This is a genomic window from Paenibacillus silviterrae, assembly GCF_030167925.1.
In the GTDB taxonomy this organism is placed as follows: domain Bacteria; phylum Bacillota; class Bacilli; order Paenibacillales; family NBRC-103111; genus Paenibacillus_G; species Paenibacillus_G silviterrae.
In genome coordinates, this window is record NZ_JASKUT010000001.1 from 3502090 (window position 1) to 3519572 (window position 17483).

Genomic DNA, 17483 nt, shown 5'->3' on the forward strand with positions numbered 1-17483 from the left:
ACAAAGGGTCAAAGGTGTATCCCAGCCATTGGCCCTTTTGTTCTTCCGAGAAAGGAGTGCTTCATACTGTGAGCTACAACTGGTTTGACCGACATCTCAAGTGGATCTATACGCTTCCGGCCGTCATCTTCGTCCTGGTCATGATGCTCTTCCCGATTATTTACACCGTACGGATCAGCTTCTTCGAATGGAGCATGTCCGCTACGACCCCGCCAAAGTGGGTGGGCCTGGATAACTATATCTCGCTGTTCCTGGACAGCCGTTTCTGGAATGCCGTCAAGTCGACCTTCTCCTTTACTATAGGAGCCTTGTTTATTGAAGTCGTGCTCGGCGTCGCCATCGCCGTCCTGCTGTCCAGAGAATTCCGCGGCAAAAATATCGTCAAAACCATCTTCCTTCTCCCGATGGTCGCCACTCCGGTTGCGATGGGTCTGGTATGGCTGCTGATCTATGAGCCAACCATGGGCGCTGCGAACATGATGCTGAAGGCGATGGGCTTCGAGCCGCTGCTGTGGCTGGCCTCTCCTCAGCAGGCTATACCTTCCCTCGTCATTGTGGACGTATGGCAATGGACGCCGATGATCGCCCTGATCGTGATGGCGGGCATTTCCACGCTGCCTACCGATCCTTACGAGGCGGCGGATGTGGATGGAGCCAGCGGCTGGAGAAAGTTTATCTCCATTACGCTGCCGCTTTTGAAGCCAACGATTATGGTTGCGGCAATGCTAAGGCTGATCGATGTGCTGAAAACCTTCGACATCATCTATGCTACGACACAGGGCGGCCCGGACCTGGCCTCCGAGACGCTCAACATTTACGGTTATGTGCTCGGCTTCCAGTACTTTAAGCTGGGTATGGCCTCCGCACTGCTTGTGCTGTTCTTCCTGCTCGTTATGAGTTTGACTTTGTTTATGATCTGGATGCGTAAGCGATTGGAGGGATCCGCCTCATGATGAAGAAAAAAGCCGGTCAGCGCTGGATTTACAGCGGCTTGACATTTCTGGTGCTGCTCCTGTTCGCCTTCCCGTTCTTGTGGATGCTGCTTGCCTCCTTCAAGACGCAGGCGCAGATCATGTCCACCGATCAGCTGTTTGCCTTCAAGCCGACAGGCGTGAATTATATCAACGTATTTCGGGAATATGACTTTATGCAGTTTATATGGAACAGCTTAGTCGTAGCGCTGGGCTCGACGTTCTTCTCTTTGCTGCTGGGGCTTCCTGCCGCTTATGCGATCGCGAGACACGGACTTCACAAGCTGGGACTGGTTATTCTGGTGGCCCGGATTATTCCGGGGATTACGTTCCTGATTCCATGGTTTATCCTTTTCTCCAAAATCAATCTGGTGGACACCTACACCGCATTGATTCTCAGCCACATGCTGGTCGGACTGCCGTTCATCATCTGGATTATGATTTCCTTCTTCGAGGCGCTTCCTACCGAGATTGAGGAATCGGGCCTGATCGACGGCTGTACGCAGCATCAGGTGTTCCTTCGCATCATCATGCCGATCTCCGGACCGGGTGTGATTACGTCGTCGCTGCTATCGTTCATTTTCTCATGGAACAACTTCATGTTCTCGATCATTCTGGCAGGTGACAAAACGAAGACGCTTCCGATCGCCGTATTCAACTTCATGTCGTATTCGGAGATCAACTGGGGCGCGCTCATGGCGGCCGCCTGCATTATTACGCTTCCGGTCCTCATCATTGCCTTGCTGGCTCAGCGATATATCGTGAGCGGACTCGCAGCCGGCGCCGTAAAGGGATAATGGAATTTGATTCCGCTCCGGTTGGGATACTATAATCTAGATTCAGTGACGTAAGAAAGGGGGAAGCCGGATGAAGCTTAGGTTATCGATGTTTACCAAAATCGTCATCATGGTCGTGCTCCTGCTTACTCCGGTCTTCGTGTTATACAGCTATTCCAACCGTGTGGCGAACAACGTCATTCAGGATCAGCTTCAAAGCTCGAATTTGAACCAGCTGTCTTTCTTTTTGTTTCAGCTGGACTCGCATATCGAGAACTTGTCGATGTTTCCCGTCATTTTAAGCCATGACCCTTATATACGCGAATTTGTCGATCCCTCGGTGCCCCCGGGGGATACTCTGTTACGGGAGCAATCCCGGGTGCAGGAAAAGCTAGGACTGCAAAGCGTCTCCAGCGCCTGGTCGAACGACCTGACGCTCTTGATGCCGCGGGAGAAGAAGGTCATCTCCTCGAATATTTTCGTAAACGGCAGCGATGCGGGCTGGCCTTGGCAGCAAACGCTTCACGGCACATGGACGTATGGGACGGACGTCTCCCGCGGCGGCGCGCAGGGCACCTTCAGCAAGGATATTAGCGAGCCTTCCCATGTGCAGACCTATGGCGAAGCCCGGGCGGTGTATCAGGTTCGTTTTCCCGTGCAGAATATTAGTGAATGGTTGGATATTTATAAAAAAGATAAGCAAAGCGATCCCTTCCTTTATTCGCCCGGTCAGGAGCCCATTGTGACCAGTACGGCTGCGAAGCCGGCCATCCGGTTGATCAGCGATAGATTAAGCGCGATGGACTTGGCGGAATCCGGACAAACCCGTATGGTTATCGGGGATACGGAACATCTGGTAAGCTATGTGAAATCGCGCCAGCTGGGCTGGTATCTTATTGATTATGTGCCGGAGCAGCGGATACTTACGCCGATTACGAAGACGAGAAACGGGTTCTACGGGTCCATCGGTCTCCTGCTGCTGGCGGGAGTGCTCGGCTCCTTCCTGCTGTATAGACATGTGCAGAGGCCGCTAGTCACTTTGATCCGCGGGGTGCAGCGCGTGGCCCGGGGGGATCTGTCCGCTCGCGTAAAGCCGGATCCTTCATCCCGTGAATTTCATTATTTGATCGGGCGGTTCAACGGGATGGCCGAGCAAATTCAGGAGCTGGTCGAGGATGTGTATGCCGAGAAGCTTCGCTCCCGGGAAGCGGAGCTGAAACAGCTGCAATCGCAGATCCATCCCCATTTTCTGTACAATTCCTTGTTCTTTATTATTAATTCGGCCTTGCTCGACGATAAGGATGCGGTTGTCAGGATGGCGGAGAGTCTTGCCGAGTTTTGCCGATACTCTACCCGGGTGGAGACACAGTCCGTAAAGCTTCGGGAGGAACTCGAGCTGGTGCGTCATTATTTGACGATTCAAAATATGCGGATGCAGCGCCTCGAATATGAAGTAAGCGTACCCGAGTCGATGCTGGAGGAAAAGGTGCCGCGGCTGCTGCTTCAGCCATTGGTAGAGAATGCCATCGTGCATGGCATTGAGCATCGTGTGGGAGGCGGCTTCATCCGCATTACGGGGGAGCAGACGGAGAAGCTGAACCGAATCGTGATTGAAGACAGCGGCAAAGGGCTCACGAGCGAAGAGCTGCTGCGCTTGACAGCCCAGCTTAACGAGCCTATGACGGAGCAAATCGGCTGCGGGACTTGGAATGTGCACCGCCGTCTGTATTACCAGTTCGGCGAGGGCTCCGGGCTGTCTTTCGAACATGCCGTAGGCGGCGGCGTTCGGGCGGTGCTTGAGTGGAATCGAAGTCAGCCGGTGCAAGGAGGGGCGAAGGATGGTACAGCTCTTAATCGTGGATGATGAGATGCACGTGGTGGAACGGCTGGCTAGCACTATCGATTGGCAGGCCATCGGCATAGAACAGGTGCACAAGGCTTACAACGGACTGGAAGCGATGGAGCTGATGGAGCAGGCCTTGATCGATATTGTCATTACTGACATCCAGATGCCCGGGATGACCGGTTTGGAGCTGGCCGCCATGATACAGCGGCGGTGGCCCAAAACGAAGTGCCTGCTGCTGTCGGGGTATTCCGAATTTGAATACGCGCAAGAAGCGCTTCGCTACGGTACGGAGGATTACTTGCTGAAGCCGGTGAAGGAGCCGGAGCTGGTGGCCGCCGTGGGGAGGGTGATGGAGAAGCTGCGGGAGGAATGGCAGGAAGTCGTCTCCCGGCAACGGCTCGCCTACACATTGAAGGAGAACCTGCCCCTGCTGAGAAGTACGCTCCTCAGCGATGTATTGCAGGGCTTGCGGATGTCGGAGGCCTCGTTGCGGGAGAAGATGGACCTGCTTGGACTGGCCGGTCATACGAGCCAGAGCTTTTCCATTATGATGATCCGGCTGGAGGAGGCCTTCCTGGAATTTGACCCCTCCCGATTGTCCCTGATGGAGTATGCGATCGGCAACATGGTGGAGGAGCTTTTCGGTGATCGCTATGACAGCTGGAACACGAAGGACCCTCACGATTATTTGGTCTTCGTGATGACGGAGAAGCAAGGAACAACCGATCCTGACGGCGCCGCCTGGTTCGAGCGGACGGCAAACCAGCTGCAGGCGGCGGTGTCCACGTATCTCAAGGGCACGATTTCCATTCTGGTGAGCACGTCGGGGAATTTTCCGGCGGAGCTGCGGCTGCTTTACAGCCGCTCGGTGGAGGCCTTCCGCAGGCACATCGGCCGCGAGAAGGAGCTCTTCTTGCGCATCGGAGAGGAGCTTGGCCAGCTGGCGCCGGAGGTATCGTCCTTGCAGAGCCTTTATGAACCGCCCACGCTGATTCACCTGCTGGAGGCCTCGCGCTGGGAGAGTATAGAAGAAAAGCTGCAGGCTGCCTTCGAGGAGATGGAGCGTAAGCAGGCCGAGTCTCAGGAGCATGTGATGGAGGTGTATTTTTCCATCGCCTCTGCGTACACTTACATTTCCCACAAAAACGGAAGGCAGCTGTCGCAGCTGATCGCCGAGGACTACGGGAAGCTGACGGAGGGCGTACCGTTTCGGACGCTGCAGCAGCTGAAGGACTGGGCGTACCGCACGCTGCGGCGTATTCGGGAGGATCTGGAACGGCAAACGCAGGATACGCGCCACTCGGTCATCCGGCAAATCCAGCAGTTTATCGAGCACAATATCTCGAACGATGTTTCCCTACAGAAGATCGCCGAGCACGTGTTCCTGCATCCGGTCTACGTATCGAAGATCTACAAGCTGGAAACCGGTGAGAATCTAAGCGATTACCTCCATCGCGTCCGTATGGACAAGGCGGAGTACCTGCTGCGGAGCACCGAGGAGAAGGTCTACGAAATCGCCGCGCAGCTCGGCTACCAGCGGCCTCACTCGTTCAACCACGCCTTCAAGAAGGCGTTCGGCAAGACGCCGCAGGAGTATCGGGATCAGCATAGCGTACGTTAAAGGCGGGGGCGGCGACGCTCCCGCCTTTAATGTACCTGCGCGCCGCTATTGGCTCGGATTCTCGCGCATTCGCCCCATTAGCGGCACGGCATGCCGCTATGGCACACACACACCCCCGGCTCCGACGCCGCTACCGCCTACACCCCAAAAAATCAAAAAGCCTACCTAACCCTCTTCAGGTTAGATAGGCCTCTCTTTCCTTACAGCACCTTCGTCGTCCAAGACTCGCAGTTCCACGTATCCGTCACGACGTCGCGGTAAAATTCCGGCTCGTGGGAGATCAGCAGAATGCTGCCCTTGTACGCCTTGAGCGCACGCTTTAGCTCATCCTTCGCGTCGACGTCCAAGTGGTTCGTCGGCTCGTCGAGCACCAACAGATTCGTCTCGCGGTTGATCAGCTTGCACAGGCGAACCTTCGCCTTCTCGCCGCCGCTTAATACGGCTACCTTGCTCTCGATATGCTTCGTCGTAAGTCCGCACTTCGCCAGCGCGGCGCGCACCTCGAACTGAGTGAAGGACGGGAACTCATTCCACACTTCCTCTATGCACGTATTGTAGTTGGCTTCCTTCATCTCCTGCTGGAAGTACCCGATCTCCAGCAAATCGCCCAGCTGAACGCTGCCGTCCAGCGACGGAATTTCGCCCAGAATGCTGCGAAGCAGCGTCGTCTTCCCGATGCCGTTCGCACCGACCAGGGCGATCTTCTGGCCGCGTTCCATCCGCAGGTCCAGCGGTCTGGATAACGGGCTGTCATAGCCGATCACAAGCCCCTTCGCTTCGAAGATCAGCTTGCCGGAGGTGCGGGCTTCCTTGAAGCTGAACTGCGGCTTCGGCTTCTCCTTCGCAAGCTCGATAACGTCCATCTTGTCGAGCTTCTTCTGTCTGGACATCGCCATGTTCCGTGTCGCGACGCTCGCTTTATTCCGCGCAACGAAGTCCTTCAGGTCGGCGATTTCCTGCTGCTGGCGCTTATATGCCGATTCCAGCTGCTGCTTCTTCATCTCGTAAACCTGCTGGAAATGCTCGTAGTCCCCGACGTATCGGGTGAGCTCTTGATTTTCCATATGATAGATTAAGTTAATGACGCTGTTCAGGAACGGAATGTCGTGCGAGATCAGGATGAACGCATTCTCGTACTCTTGCAGATAACGCTTCAGCCAAGTGATATGCACCTCGTCAAGGTAGTTGGTCGGCTCGTCGAGGAGCAGAATGTCCGGCTTCTCGAGCAGAAGCTTCGCGAGCAATACCTTCGTCCGCTGGCCGCCGCTCAGGTCGTTCACGTCCTTGTCCAGACCGATATCGGTCAGTCCCAGGCCGCGTGCCGTTTCTTCGATTTTGGCATCGATCATGTAGAAGTCCTGGCTCGTCAGCGTGTCTTGAATCGTACCGACATCCTCCAGCAGCTGCTCGAGCTCCTCCGGAGACACCTCGCCCATCCGGCCGTACATGTCGTTCATCTCTTGCTCCATATCGAACAAGTATTGGAACGCGCCCTTCAGGACATCGCGAATCGTCATTCCTTTCGTCAGCACCGCGTGCTGATCGAGATAACCGACCCGCATCCGCTTCGACCATTCAACCTTGCCCTCATCCGGCTGCAGCTTCCCTGTAATGATGTTCATGAAAGTGGACTTGCCTTCGCCGTTCGCACCGATCAGGCCGATATGCTCGCCCTTCAGCAAGCGGAAGGATACGTCCTTGAAGATCGCACGGTCTCCGAAGCCGTGACTTAGTCTTTCTACGTTTAATATACTCATTGGAAAAATAACACCTTTTCTATTTAAATAGGATTCTCCTTTCTATTATACGCTCTAGCAGGCCTCTAGCTCAATGTGCTGAAATTGGTTACGCGCCTTCCGCCCATTCCGCCGGATTCTGAGCCTGGTACAGCTCCTTGTAGTATCCTCCCAGCTCCATCAGCTGCTGATGGCTGCCGCTCTCGACAATGCCCCCGCTCCGCACCACAAAAATCGTATCCGCCTCTAACACCGTCGAAAGCCGATGGGCAATCATGATCACCGTCTTATCGCGGGATAGCTGCTCTATCGATTGCTGAACGAGCTTCTCGCTTTCATTATCAAGAGCGCTGGTCGCCTCATCCAGCAGGATGATGGACGGATTCTTGAGAAACACTCTCGCGAGCGCCAGCCTTTGCTTCTGGCCTCCCGACAGCTTCAGACCCCTCTCCCCGATCTCAGTATCGTAACCACCCGGCATAGCACTAATGAATTCATGGGCAAAAGCTTTCCTAGCCGCCGCAACGATCTCCTCGTCGGTTGCGTCCAGCCGCGCCATGCGCAAATTATCCCTTACGGAGGAGCTGTAGAGGAAATTATCCTGCGTCACGATGCCCATCTGCTGCCGTAAGCCGGCGATGGAGTAATCCTTGATGCTCACGCCGTCGATCCGTACCTCACCACCGTCCGCATCGTACATCCGGGTCAGCAGCTGCATGATCGTGCTTTTGCCGCCGCCGCTTTCGCCGACGAAGGCATACGTTTTTCCTTTTTCTAAAATAAAGCTGATCCCCTTAAGGACCGGCTCCCCCTCGCTGTAGCCGAACGTAACGTCACGGAATTCGATCGATTGGCGGAACTCCTGCAGCTCGCATGGCTGCTCCTTCTCTTGGATGGTGACCGGCGTCTGCAGAAAATCGAATACCCTCCCGATCGCAACACTCCCCTCGGTAAGGGCAGGGAAGGCTTGCACCAGCGCCGTGACAGGGCTTCTCATCCGGTCCACGTAAGCAAAGAAGGCAAGCAGCGCACCGAGCGTCAAGCTTCCGTCGATCACCGACAGACTGCCGACCAGCACAATCAACAGCGGCGTCACGTCACTCAGCACGTTCACTGAGGCCAGGGAGAGTGCATTGACCCGGGCTTGCCGGTCGGTCAGCCGCTCGAAGCGAACCAAGTGCTGCTCCAGCTCTTCCTTATCCTTCTTCTCTGCGGAAAACAGCTTGGAGAGGAAAGCCCCCTGGATTCTTTCGAAAATAAACCCGCTAAGCACCGAGCGGTAGCTCATCATCTGGCTCGTGGTCGTTTTCAGCCTCCTCGAGAGAAGGTGCGCCAGAGCGAACTGAATGCCCACCAGCAGAACGGCCAGCAGCGTCAGCTTGAGGTCCAGCGTCAGCATCACGCCAATGACGAAGCTCAGCACGACCGTCTCGATCCACACGTTGGACAAAGCGGCCGTCAGGTAGCCTCTCACCCGTTCGATGTCGTCGAAGAAGCGCGTGCCGATCTCTCCGCTCCGGTGCTGTGTGAAATAGCTCGTATCCAGCGCATGCAGCTTCTGGAAAGCATCCGTGCGAAGCTCCTTCAGCACGTTGTTGTTGGCCTTATGCAGAAAAAATTGCCTCACATACTCCATCGGGCCGCGAATGACGAAGAATACCGCCAGCATCCCTGCTGCGATCAGCAGCAGCTGCTGTGTTTTGGCGGAATACGATAAAGCCTCGTTCTGAAGCAGGTCGTCGAACATGTATTTGATCACGAGCGGGACGGATAGCGGAATGAGGAATCGGAACAGGCTTCCTACGAAGCCGAGGAGGTACAGGCTCATCTGCTTTCGGACGTAGGGGACAAGCAATTTCATGTGATTCATGAAGCTTCAGCTCCTTTGCACAGGTACGTTGATTTGCTTAGTACCAGCTTACTGTGAAGGAGCTTAGCGTATCGCGCAAACACTGCGGGTAGGGAGCGCATAAGGTGAAGGACGCCGCGCAAAACTTTGCGTTGCGCACGCAAAAGGAGAATAAAAAGAAGGGATAAAGGAAGCTAAGCCTCCCTTATCCCCTCACCTGAGCGTCATTGTGCCAGCCGCGCAGCCGCCGGCTTCCTCGGCCTCCGAAGGAAGCGCCGATCCACTGCATACGCGAGCAGTATAGCCACGCCAATCGTCAGGAGCAGCGTGCCGTACGTCTCCATAGAGAACGGCTTGCCGGACAGCTGGATATCCTGAGCCCGATATTCAAGCCGCTTCACGGCATGCTTCGCCGTCAGCACGTCCTCCTGCTTCGCCAGGTCCTCCAGCTGCACCTCGAAGAGGAAGCGGTCCGGCGCATCGCTGTGCACATACTGCAGCGCCGCCGCGCCGCTCCTGTCGCTCCAGCGCTTCGCTTCCTTCGCTGCGAGCGTTCTTGCCTGCTTACCCGGGACGATCATTTTCTCGACGGACGGGGCCGCCTCAATGGTATGTCTGGCAATGACCCTCAGCCCGTGCTTGGTTTCCAGCGGCTGAATAGAAGAGGCAACCGACAGCACGCGCGTCGTACCGGAATCGGAGTAGATGTCGAAGGAAGAAGCAATCGCCATTTCCTCTACCCCCTCATACAGCAGTACGCCCGCTTTAAGTTTGTTCCACTGAAACATGTTGTTTAGCACATAGATGCTGAACCGCCAATCCATAGAGAATGGAGTAACGACCGGATTTTGCTGGAAATGATAGGACGGGTATTTCAGGTCTTTGGCCAGCTGGGCTGCCTTCGGCTCTCCCAGCTGCTTGGAGATGACATAGAGCACCGCATCGATTCCGGAAGATATCCCCGCTGAAGACATCATTTGATCTCCGTTGGTAACATAGCGGCGGTTCTGTACCCAGTTCACCTCCGGGTACTTCCTTGTCAGCACCGCCATGGTCTGCCAGTGCGTGGCGCTCGTTTTTCCGTTCAAAAGTCCGGTCGCCGCCAAATTATCCGCACCTGCACAAATGCTTAGCAGAACGGTAGATTGATGCTTCAGGAGCCACTGGCGGATCGGCTCGTATTTCCCTGCATCACTCATGTTCATATAGGGAATGGCGATGATGTCGGGGCTGCGGCCAAGCAGCCGGTCGAGCTCTTCGAAGGAGTAGTGAGGGACTACCTCCAAGCCGCCCGTTAAGGTCCTCACTTGATTGTCCGACGCAACAGCGTATACGTTGTAGGCTCCTGTCATGGCGAACATCTGATAGGGAATGGTGAAATCCATGCCTTCCGTATTTTCGTTCCCCAGCAGCACAGCCACAGTTGGCTTGCTCGAGTCATGCTTCGGCTTCGCGAGGCCCGTAAGGTCCGGCAGCGGCTCCTGGCGCACAGATGCCCAGAAATTTTGCTGAGAATTGGCATAACCGACAAAGCCGACCGCTCCGGTAAATATCGTTATTATCACGATAAAGACGACAATACGCATTAACAGTTTCATAGTATCCTCCTTGTTATGGAACCTTCACCACATACGCTGCGGTGAATACTTGCCCGTTTCTCTGGAATTGTCCCCAAATCTTAAATACACCGCTCCGCGGGAAGCTCGCCTCGAAGACGGCGTCCGGACCCGTGCCTTGGCCCTCCTCCGCATGGACGTGCACGTACCGTTCTCCGTCCTCCGACAAAATCACTACGTGGCCTATCGCACCCAAATACTGCTGCAGATCGGTAATGGGCTGACTCGAGGACTCCTCGGTCAAGGTAAAGGTCAGCTTCGTTTCCTTCTTGGCCTCCAGGCTATCCAGGGCCAGCGTTACCCGCTTCCCGTCTATCACCCGGACCAGCTTCTCATCCGGCACAACCGGCACCGCTTCCGATGGCTTGCCCTCCACCTTCAGCCATTCCATCTTGGTCATCGAATCGCCGTCCGTCGGCTTGAAATCGGCAATGAACCGGTACTCCCCCCCTGCCGGGAAGACGTTATCGATTTCGAATACGCCGCCTCCCTTATGCTCCGGATGAATGTGATTGAAGTAAGACAAATCCTTGCTGATCACGATCAAATGCAGCAGCTTCTCATGGTTGACCTGAAAACGATCCACAGGGGACCCGTCGCTCTTCTTCACCTCGAGCCGAATGCGCTTGCCGATGCCCGTTTCGGAAGCTCCCGCATCGGTCAGGCTCCAATCCGACTTGACTTGATCCGCCAGCAGACGCTGAACCTGACCGGCGCTTGCCGCGGGGACTTTCTCCTGATCCCATGAAGGCTTGGATCCGCAGGCGGATAAAATCGCGGTTAACAGTACTATCATCAGTATCCTTTTACTCATATCGCAAAGCCTCGCTTAAATGAATTTTGGCGGCTCTCGAAGCCGGTGTGAAGCTGGAGATCAGGCTGATCAGGATGCCGAACAGGGCAACCAGAGACAAGATGAGCCCGGAAACTCCAAATTGGAACGTCAAGGAGTTGATCTCCATGAACGTCGATGTGAGATAAATGAGCAGGATGCCGAGCACGCAGCCGATGACCGTTGCCGCCAAACCCATGCCTAGACCCTCCAGCATGATCATTCGAATCAATTGCCCTCTCGTAACCCCGACCGCACGCATCATCGCCAGCTCGCGGATCCGTTCCATAATGTTCATGAGCAGCGTATTCGTAATGCCGACGCCGGAGATAACGATAGCCAGCACGACAAGGAAGTTAATCACGCTGAACGAGCCGGTTAGCGTCGCCCCGACCACCGAAACAAAGTCCTCCGGCCCGAACATCTTCTCGATCCGGGAGCCGAACTGGTTAAACACGGCTTCTCTCAGCTGCAGCGGCGAAGCCTCCGCCTTTTTCAGCACGAGTGCATTTCGCTCAAACTTTAAGCCGAAATGGTCGCGGAAGTCACTTATTTTCATAAAAGCTCCGAAGCCGCTGTTCTTCATTGTGTTAACGACTGCAACCACTTTAAATGCTTTCGTTCCTTGAGCCGTATCCAGCGATATGCTTTCGCCGATGCGGCCGCCCCAGATGCCGTACGCGATTTTATCCAAAATGATCTCGTCCGGAGCCAGCCGCCCGATCCATTCACTGTGGGTTCCCTCCGAGGGACGGAACAGCGGGAAGCGGTCGATCCACTCCGCGCCTACCCCATACACCCGCAGCTTGCGCTTCTGGCCGTCCAAGTTCCAGATTGCCGATTGCAGCGCATACGTCTCGGCTTCCGCCACTCCTTCCAGCTTGCGGATTTGCTCTAGATCCGTCTTCTCCGCATGGTGAAACATAACATCCAGATTACCGCCGTAGGAGGCGAAAATGGCTTTCTCGTACGATTGAATCAGCGCCGAGTTGAGGGAGCCCATCAGCAAAATCATGGCGATCCCCATACAAAGAATGACCGAGGTCATCGAGGTGCGGCTGAGATTCCTTGTCAAATTGCGGGTGGCGATTTCACCGCTGAAGCCGAACAGCGCCCGGTATACAGGCTCAAGGAGCAGCACGAACCCACGCAGCAAGTAGGGGAAGAGCAGCCCTACACCGAGCAGCATCGGTACGATAACCAGAAGATGCTTGATCAGGAAGCCCGATAACAGCAGCAGGATACCAAGAACGCCTCTCCACCGTGGAAGGACCGCCTTCTCCGACCGTGCCTCCTTCAGCACGGCAATGACGCTGACCCGACCCGCCTGACGAATCGGATACATGGAGGCAAGCAGCGGCACCAGCAAACCTGACAGCACCGAAACCCCAAGCCCCTTCCACAGCACCATGCTTCCTGCCTCATGCACACTGAACAGCATGAAGATCGCCAGCTTCAGAACATACGCAAGACCGAATCCAATGACCAGCCCGATGACCGTCCCGGCAAAAGCAAGCAGCAGCACCTCCGCCAGCACAAAGCTTCGCAGCTGCTCGGGTGTGTAGCCGATCGTTTTCAGTACGGCAAATTCTTTCTTGCGTTCGTTAATGCTCACATACAAGGAATTAAAAATAACAAAGGCGCTTAACGCGATGCCGAGCAGCCCGGCGATATATAATGCCAGGAAGAAGGTTCCCGCATCATTGAATTGCGCGTCGAAATCCATAATGACCGGCTGCATGTAGATTTGGTCGTAGCGCTTCGTCAGCTCGTCGATTCGCTGCTTCACGGCCTCTTCATCCGCTTCGGGCATTGCCTTCAGCTGAATGGTCTCCACCTTCCCGGTTAAGCCGAACCATTCTTGAAGGACAGGAAGCGGCACGACGACCGTCCATGGATGGTACTTCGCCATCGACCAGCTCGAAGGTCCCATCAGCTCCACGGTGTACTTCACGACAGCTGTGATCGGAATCTCCTTCACTCCTTGATCCGTCTCGATCGAGAGAGTATCGCCCACGTCCGCCTTCCACACCTTCGCCGTCCGGTCTGTGATGACGGCACCGTTCCCTGTGAGGCTACCCTTTACGAGAGCGAAATTCGTAAGCGCCGTATCGGTGCGGCTGTAGCCCTTCAAATCCACCCGCTTCTGTATGTCTGTAATGCCTTCTTCCTTCAGCCGAAGCTGGGTGCTCTGCTCTACCACCGCCATAGCGGTAACATCCTTCAGCTTCTGGACCTCATAGTACACGGCTTCCGGGAAGAAGGTTTCCATGCCGTTGATCGTGTAATCCGCTTTGCCGAAAGCCGCCTTTAAATACAGAGGGAACGCCTTCTTGGCGGTATCGACGGAAGCGATGACGCCGAAGGTAGAGCCGACGCCGATAATAATCGAAATCAGGGTCAGCAGCGTGCGCGTCTTGCGCCGCATGAGATTGCGCCATGCTATGTGCCATAGGTTCACTTCAGCTCACTCCTTCCAGCCCGTACTGGGCAACCTCGCCGTCCCGCAGTACGATGACCCGATCCGCAGCTGCCGCCGCCTGCCGGTCATGGGTTACCATGACGATGGTGATTTGCTCCTCCCGGTTCAGCCGGGAAAGAAGCTGCAATATATCCTGACCGTTCTTCCGGTCCAAATTCCCTGTCGGCTCGTCAGCCAAAATCAGCTTCGGCTTCATAGCCAGCGCCCTGGCGATCGCTACTCGCTGCTGCTGGCCGCCGCTAAGCTGTGACGGGAAGCTTCCCGCCTTCCCCTCAAGATTCACCTCGCGGAGCAAGCGCTCGACTGTCGAATCGATTTCCGCCTTCGGCGCCTTATTGGCCGCAAGGGAAAGGGCGATATTCTCGGCCACGGTCATCATCGGCAGCAGCTGATAGTTCTGGAAGACGAAGCCGACCTTCTCCCGGCGGAACAACGTCCGCTCCTTCTCATTCAGCTGCTCCAGCTGTACGCCATCGATTGTGATGGTGCCGTCCGTCGGAAGATCCAGTCCGCCGAGCAGCTGCAGCAGCGTGCTTTTGCCGGAACCGCTCGGACCCATAATGGCGATGAACTCTCCCTTCTTCAGGTGCAAATCGGTTGGCTTCAGGGCAGTGAAGCTGCCCGCCTCCAAATGAAATACCTTGGTTACGTTCTTCAGTTGGATCATCGTTCGTCGTCCTCCTACAGGCAGCTCTCGGCTGCCTTCATTGATATGAGATCATCATATACCCGAACGGAATCCTCGAACGCGCAAACGATGCATCGCCACGCGCAAATATTTGCGGTCTTCGCGCAAAAAGCGACGGAGCCGTCCGCACTGGGTTCAGGAATTAGGATGCCGGCGAGTGCTTATTTGCTCCATTGGCTCCTTCCTTGGTGCAATAAAACAATGGCAAGTGCTTAAGCACATTCTACGGGCCTCCAAAGCCGGTTTTGCCGGCAATTGGCAGTCACCGTGTGCTTATGCGTCTCCCGAAGATAGCCTACCTGAGCAATAAGCATCTGCCGTTGTCTTATTCCTGCCCGTAGACACAAAAAAACCGCCGCGAATGACTTTCATCATTCGTCGGCGGCTGCTTATTCCGTTGGGGAATCGGCCTTCGAGCGCTTCCAGGCCTCATGAAGGCTCCATACCTTCTTCCACAGGTCCTCTTTCTCCTGCGGACTATACTTCACGAGTCGCTCGCCAAACACATCACCTAACACCTCAAGCCATCGGGAGCGAGTCGTCAGCTCCGTCTTGGTCACGTCCGTTCCCTCCCTTTTGCTCCATATGCAGCCCCGAAGCTCGTTACTGCCGGCAGCATGCCTATGACGAACGAGGAACAGCTGGATCCATGGCGATTCCGGCGACGTGCTGTAATGCTCATGCTTCGGTTGAAATACATCCAGGCCATCTACCGCCTCAGGAGCAAAGTCAGCCCCTGCGAAGGAAGCTCCGGGGTCGTGCTCCAAGCGCCAGCCCCCCGAGCTAACAGCCGATGCCGTCACGCGGTATCGGAACGGTCCTTGCTCATAGCTTCCTGCACGCAGCGGCAAAGGCTCATAAGGCATATCTCCCAGCCCGACATCCGCGATCCACCGCTCTTCCTCTCCGTTCTCGTGCGGTAAGCTGACCGTGAGCCCGAGGTGAAAGGAATTGATCCGAGGCTCCTGCCCCAGCGGCTGAACACCGGCTCTGTGCCGGAAGACGGTGAAGCCGAGGGAGCGCAGAAGCTCGCTGAAGGCGCCGTTCAAGTGGAAGCAATAGCCGCTGCGGCCGCCGATCATCAGATTCACGGATGATCTGACATCAATAGGTGCGGGGAAGCCGGCCACAATATCGATCGTTTGCCATGGAAGCTTCTCCATATGGGCTCGGTGAAGCTCTCTCAAATATGCGAGGCTTGGCGGCTGAATATCCGGGATGCCCAGTCTTCGTAGATAGAGACGGATTTCTTCGTTCGTCATCATGCCATGTATCCCTCCCATAAGCTTTGTAATGAAAAATCCTGCACTATGAATTCGACGTAACCGTTGGTGCATCCTGCGCTCACCGGCCAGCTGCTCTGCAGATCGGACTCCATCCTGTTATAAATTCTAATGTTATAAAAAAAAGCAACCACTCTTAGAGAGTGATTGCTTCTCCTGCTATCCGGATAGGCCGATATCAAACAGCAGGAGCTTCCATGCCCATGTTTGCCCATTCTTCTTTGGCAGGACCATACACCCCCGGCACCGGTAAACCGGCTTGCCGCATCAGGATCGTGAATTGGCCACGATGATGAATCTCATGCTTCACAAGCGCATTTAAGGTAAATCCGTTTTTCCAAAGCTCTCCATACAGGTCGGCTTCCTCCAGCAAAGTCTCATCCGTCCATTGCGTGCGGATTGCATCCAGCATGGATTGAACGGTTGTCCGGTAAGTTGATGCGATTTCGGCGGCCGATGCCGGCGGCTCGTTATGTTCATAAGGCGCATCGAACTTCAGGCCCGTGCGGTGAAGCATATCCGGTATCGTGGTCACGATATGCCATGCCAATCTCCCGAGGGTCCGGTAGCCGGGCATAACTTCCTGCTTCAGGGATGCATCGGTCAAGAGGTCCAGCAGCCTCTGGGTGCCCTCCGCTTCGTTGGTATACTCCGCTATAAAATTTTGCAATGATGTGTACATAAGATTAGCCTCCTAGTCATTTTTTCAGGCCGGGGATGAATCCGGCAGCTTTAGTATACTTGGGGTCCACTGACAGCGTGTTGTCAGCAGACTTCAAAATTTATTACGGAAATTGCCCATAGAGCTCAGCGATTCGCCTGGCTTGTCCGCTAATTTCTTCGGCAAGAAATTCCGGCTCCAGCACGCGCACATCCGGTCCGTAACTGAGCAGCAGCCCGTAGAGCCAACTGTCTATAGGAAGTTCCGACCTTACGAGCAGCGATCCGTCCTCTTCCACCGTCATCTGCTCCGGACCAAAGCATTCCTCAACCCGTACTCTCACTCTCGGATGAAAGCGAAGCACCATCGTTATGTAAGGCCCCATTTTCCACCGCCCCCATTTGGCATCGAGATCCACCAAGCGTTCCTTCCGGCGGGGGAACACTTCCATATCAACCCGGAGCTTCCGGATTCGGGAAAGCTTGAATGTCCGGAAATCTTTTCTCAGTCTGCAGTACGCGTACAGATACCAGGCACTTCCTTTCCAGGCAAGCCCGATCGGCTCTACGGCCCTCTCCTCCGCCTCTCCTTCGGGGCTTAAGTAAGTCAGCCACACCACGTTACGGTTCTTTGCCGCCAGCCGAAGCTCAGCCAGCTTGTCCTTATCCGTGTCCACCCTTGTCCACGGGCTCATACCTATAATCAGCTGCTCTCCCGCTTCCTCTATCCGATGCTGCTCGGATTTGGCAAAAAGTGCATTGATCTTGTCCAGCAAATGATCCAATTGTTGATCCTGCAGGGTCGTCTGCATTCCTTTCAGAGCCGTAACAATAGATAACAGATCGTCGAGGGTGACGATTTGCCTTTCAATGCGAAATTCGTCCATGATCTCATAACCGCCATCCAACCCAGCAAACGAAGCGACAGGAACTCCCGCGTCATTAATCGCTTCAATATCTCTGTAAATCGTGCGCAGCGAGACCTCAAACCGGTCGGCCAGCTCTTGGGCGCCTATTCTCTTGCGGCTGAGCAGCAGCATGGTAATTCCTAGCAATCGTTGAAGCTTCAATGATAGCAACCTCCCGGGATAAGACCCTTACCTTATTTCGCCAAACCCCATCT

13 protein-coding genes are annotated in these 17483 nt (G+C 55.2%); 4 read left to right on the forward strand and 9 right to left on the reverse strand.

Translation table 11 applies throughout. From position 1 onward, the window contains the following. The first annotated feature begins 68 nt into the window (after window positions 1-68). The 4 genes from QMO62_RS15945 to QMO62_RS15960 all read left to right on the forward strand — a co-directional run bounded on the left by QMO62_RS15945 (window position 69) and on the right by QMO62_RS15960 (window position 5214). Window positions 69-953, forward strand: coding sequence for a carbohydrate ABC transporter permease (locus QMO62_RS15945; protein WP_284642425.1), 885 nt, complete (start codon window positions 69-71; stop codon window positions 951-953). Continuing rightward, complete coding sequence (locus QMO62_RS15950) at window positions 953-1768, forward strand: carbohydrate ABC transporter permease (RefSeq protein ID WP_284644963.1); 816 nt, start codon at window positions 953-955, stop codon at window positions 1766-1768. Before QMO62_RS15945 ends, QMO62_RS15950 begins: the two co-directional genes overlap by 1 nt. Before the next feature lie 70 nt (window positions 1769-1838). Continuing rightward, window positions 1839-3611, forward strand: a complete 1773-nt coding sequence (locus tag QMO62_RS15955) for a sensor histidine kinase (RefSeq protein WP_284642427.1) — start codon at window positions 1839-1841, stop codon at window positions 3609-3611. Then, window positions 3586-5214 (forward strand): response regulator transcription factor, encoded by a 1629-nt coding sequence (locus QMO62_RS15960; RefSeq protein WP_284642429.1) that lies wholly within the window; start codon window positions 3586-3588, stop codon window positions 5212-5214. The genes QMO62_RS15955 and QMO62_RS15960 overlap by 26 nt, the downstream gene beginning before the upstream one ends. Before the next feature lie 200 nt (window positions 5215-5414). On the opposite strand, the gene QMO62_RS15965 is transcribed toward QMO62_RS15960, so the two are convergent. From QMO62_RS15965 to QMO62_RS16005, 9 genes are all read right to left on the reverse strand, one after another. Next, window positions 5415-6971 carry an ABC-F family ATP-binding cassette domain-containing protein gene (locus QMO62_RS15965; RefSeq protein ID WP_284642431.1) on the reverse strand — a complete coding sequence of 519 codons (1557 nt, stop codon included), beginning with the start codon at window positions 6969-6971 and terminating at the stop codon, window positions 5415-5417. Window positions 6972-7059: 88 nt separating this feature from the next. Then, a complete protein-coding gene (locus tag QMO62_RS15970) occupies window positions 7060-8820 on the reverse strand; it encodes an ABC transporter ATP-binding protein (protein ID WP_284642433.1) in 1761 nt (586 codons plus the stop codon). A 203-nt stretch (window positions 8821-9023) separates the two neighbouring features. Continuing rightward, entirely contained in the window at window positions 9024-10397 is a 1374-nt protein-coding gene (locus QMO62_RS15975) for a DJ-1/PfpI family protein (RefSeq protein WP_284642435.1), read from the reverse strand. Between the two features lie 13 nt (window positions 10398-10410). Beyond that, on the reverse strand, window positions 10411-11229 hold the full coding sequence (locus QMO62_RS15980; RefSeq protein ID WP_284642437.1) for a DUF8832 domain-containing protein: 819 nt from the start codon (window positions 11227-11229) through the stop codon (window positions 10411-10413). Next, window positions 11222-13708 carry an ABC transporter permease gene (locus tag QMO62_RS15985; RefSeq protein WP_284642439.1) on the reverse strand — a complete coding sequence of 829 codons (2487 nt, stop codon included), beginning with the start codon at window positions 13706-13708 and terminating at the stop codon, window positions 11222-11224. Before QMO62_RS15985 ends, QMO62_RS15980 begins: the two co-directional genes overlap by 8 nt. A 1-nt stretch (window position 13709) precedes the next feature. Next, window positions 13710-14396, reverse strand: a complete 687-nt coding sequence (locus QMO62_RS15990) for an ABC transporter ATP-binding protein (protein ID WP_284642441.1) — start codon at window positions 14394-14396, stop codon at window positions 13710-13712. A gap of 410 nt (window positions 14397-14806) precedes the next feature. After that, on the reverse strand, window positions 14807-15682 hold the full coding sequence (locus QMO62_RS15995; RefSeq protein WP_284642443.1) for an arylamine N-acetyltransferase family protein: 876 nt from the start codon (window positions 15680-15682) through the stop codon (window positions 14807-14809). Between the two features lie 196 nt (window positions 15683-15878). Further along, window positions 15879-16382 carry a DinB family protein gene (locus tag QMO62_RS16000; protein ID WP_284642445.1) on the reverse strand — a complete coding sequence of 168 codons (504 nt, stop codon included), beginning with the start codon at window positions 16380-16382 and terminating at the stop codon, window positions 15879-15881. A 103-nt stretch (window positions 16383-16485) separates the two neighbouring features. After that, window positions 16486-17430 (reverse strand): helix-turn-helix transcriptional regulator, encoded by a 945-nt coding sequence (locus QMO62_RS16005; RefSeq protein WP_284642447.1) that lies wholly within the window; start codon window positions 17428-17430, stop codon window positions 16486-16488. Window positions 17431-17483 lie beyond the last annotated feature (53 nt).

Excerpts from the sequence above, each read along its gene's own strand:
- QMO62_RS15950 (WP_284644963.1), top strand. The coding sequence starts at position 953 with ATGAAGAAAAAAGCCGGTCAGCGCTGGATTTACAGCGGCTTGACATTT.
- QMO62_RS15955 (WP_284642427.1), top strand. The coding sequence starts at position 1,839 with ATGAAGCTTAGGTTATCGATGTTTACCAAAATCGTCATCATGGTCGTG.
- QMO62_RS15960 (WP_284642429.1), top strand. The coding sequence starts at position 3,586 with ATGGTACAGCTCTTAATCGTGGATGATGAGATGCACGTGGTGGAACGG.
- QMO62_RS15965 (WP_284642431.1), bottom strand. The coding sequence starts at position 6,971 with ATGAGTATATTAAACGTAGAAAGACTAAGTCACGGCTTCGGAGACCGT.
- QMO62_RS15970 (WP_284642433.1), bottom strand. The coding sequence starts at position 8,820 with ATGAATCACATGAAATTGCTTGTCCCCTACGTCCGAAAGCAGATGAGC.
- QMO62_RS15975 (WP_284642435.1), bottom strand. The coding sequence starts at position 10,397 with ATGAAACTGTTAATGCGTATTGTCGTCTTTATCGTGATAATAACGATA.
- QMO62_RS15980 (WP_284642437.1), bottom strand. The coding sequence starts at position 11,229 with ATGAGTAAAAGGATACTGATGATAGTACTGTTAACCGCGATTTTATCC.
- QMO62_RS15990 (WP_284642441.1), bottom strand. The coding sequence starts at position 14,396 with ATGATCCAACTGAAGAACGTAACCAAGGTATTTCATTTGGAGGCGGGC.
- QMO62_RS15995 (WP_284642443.1), bottom strand. The coding sequence starts at position 15,682 with ATGATGACGAACGAAGAAATCCGTCTCTATCTACGAAGACTGGGCATC.
- QMO62_RS16000 (WP_284642445.1), bottom strand. The coding sequence starts at position 16,382 with ATGTACACATCATTGCAAAATTTTATAGCGGAGTATACCAACGAAGCG.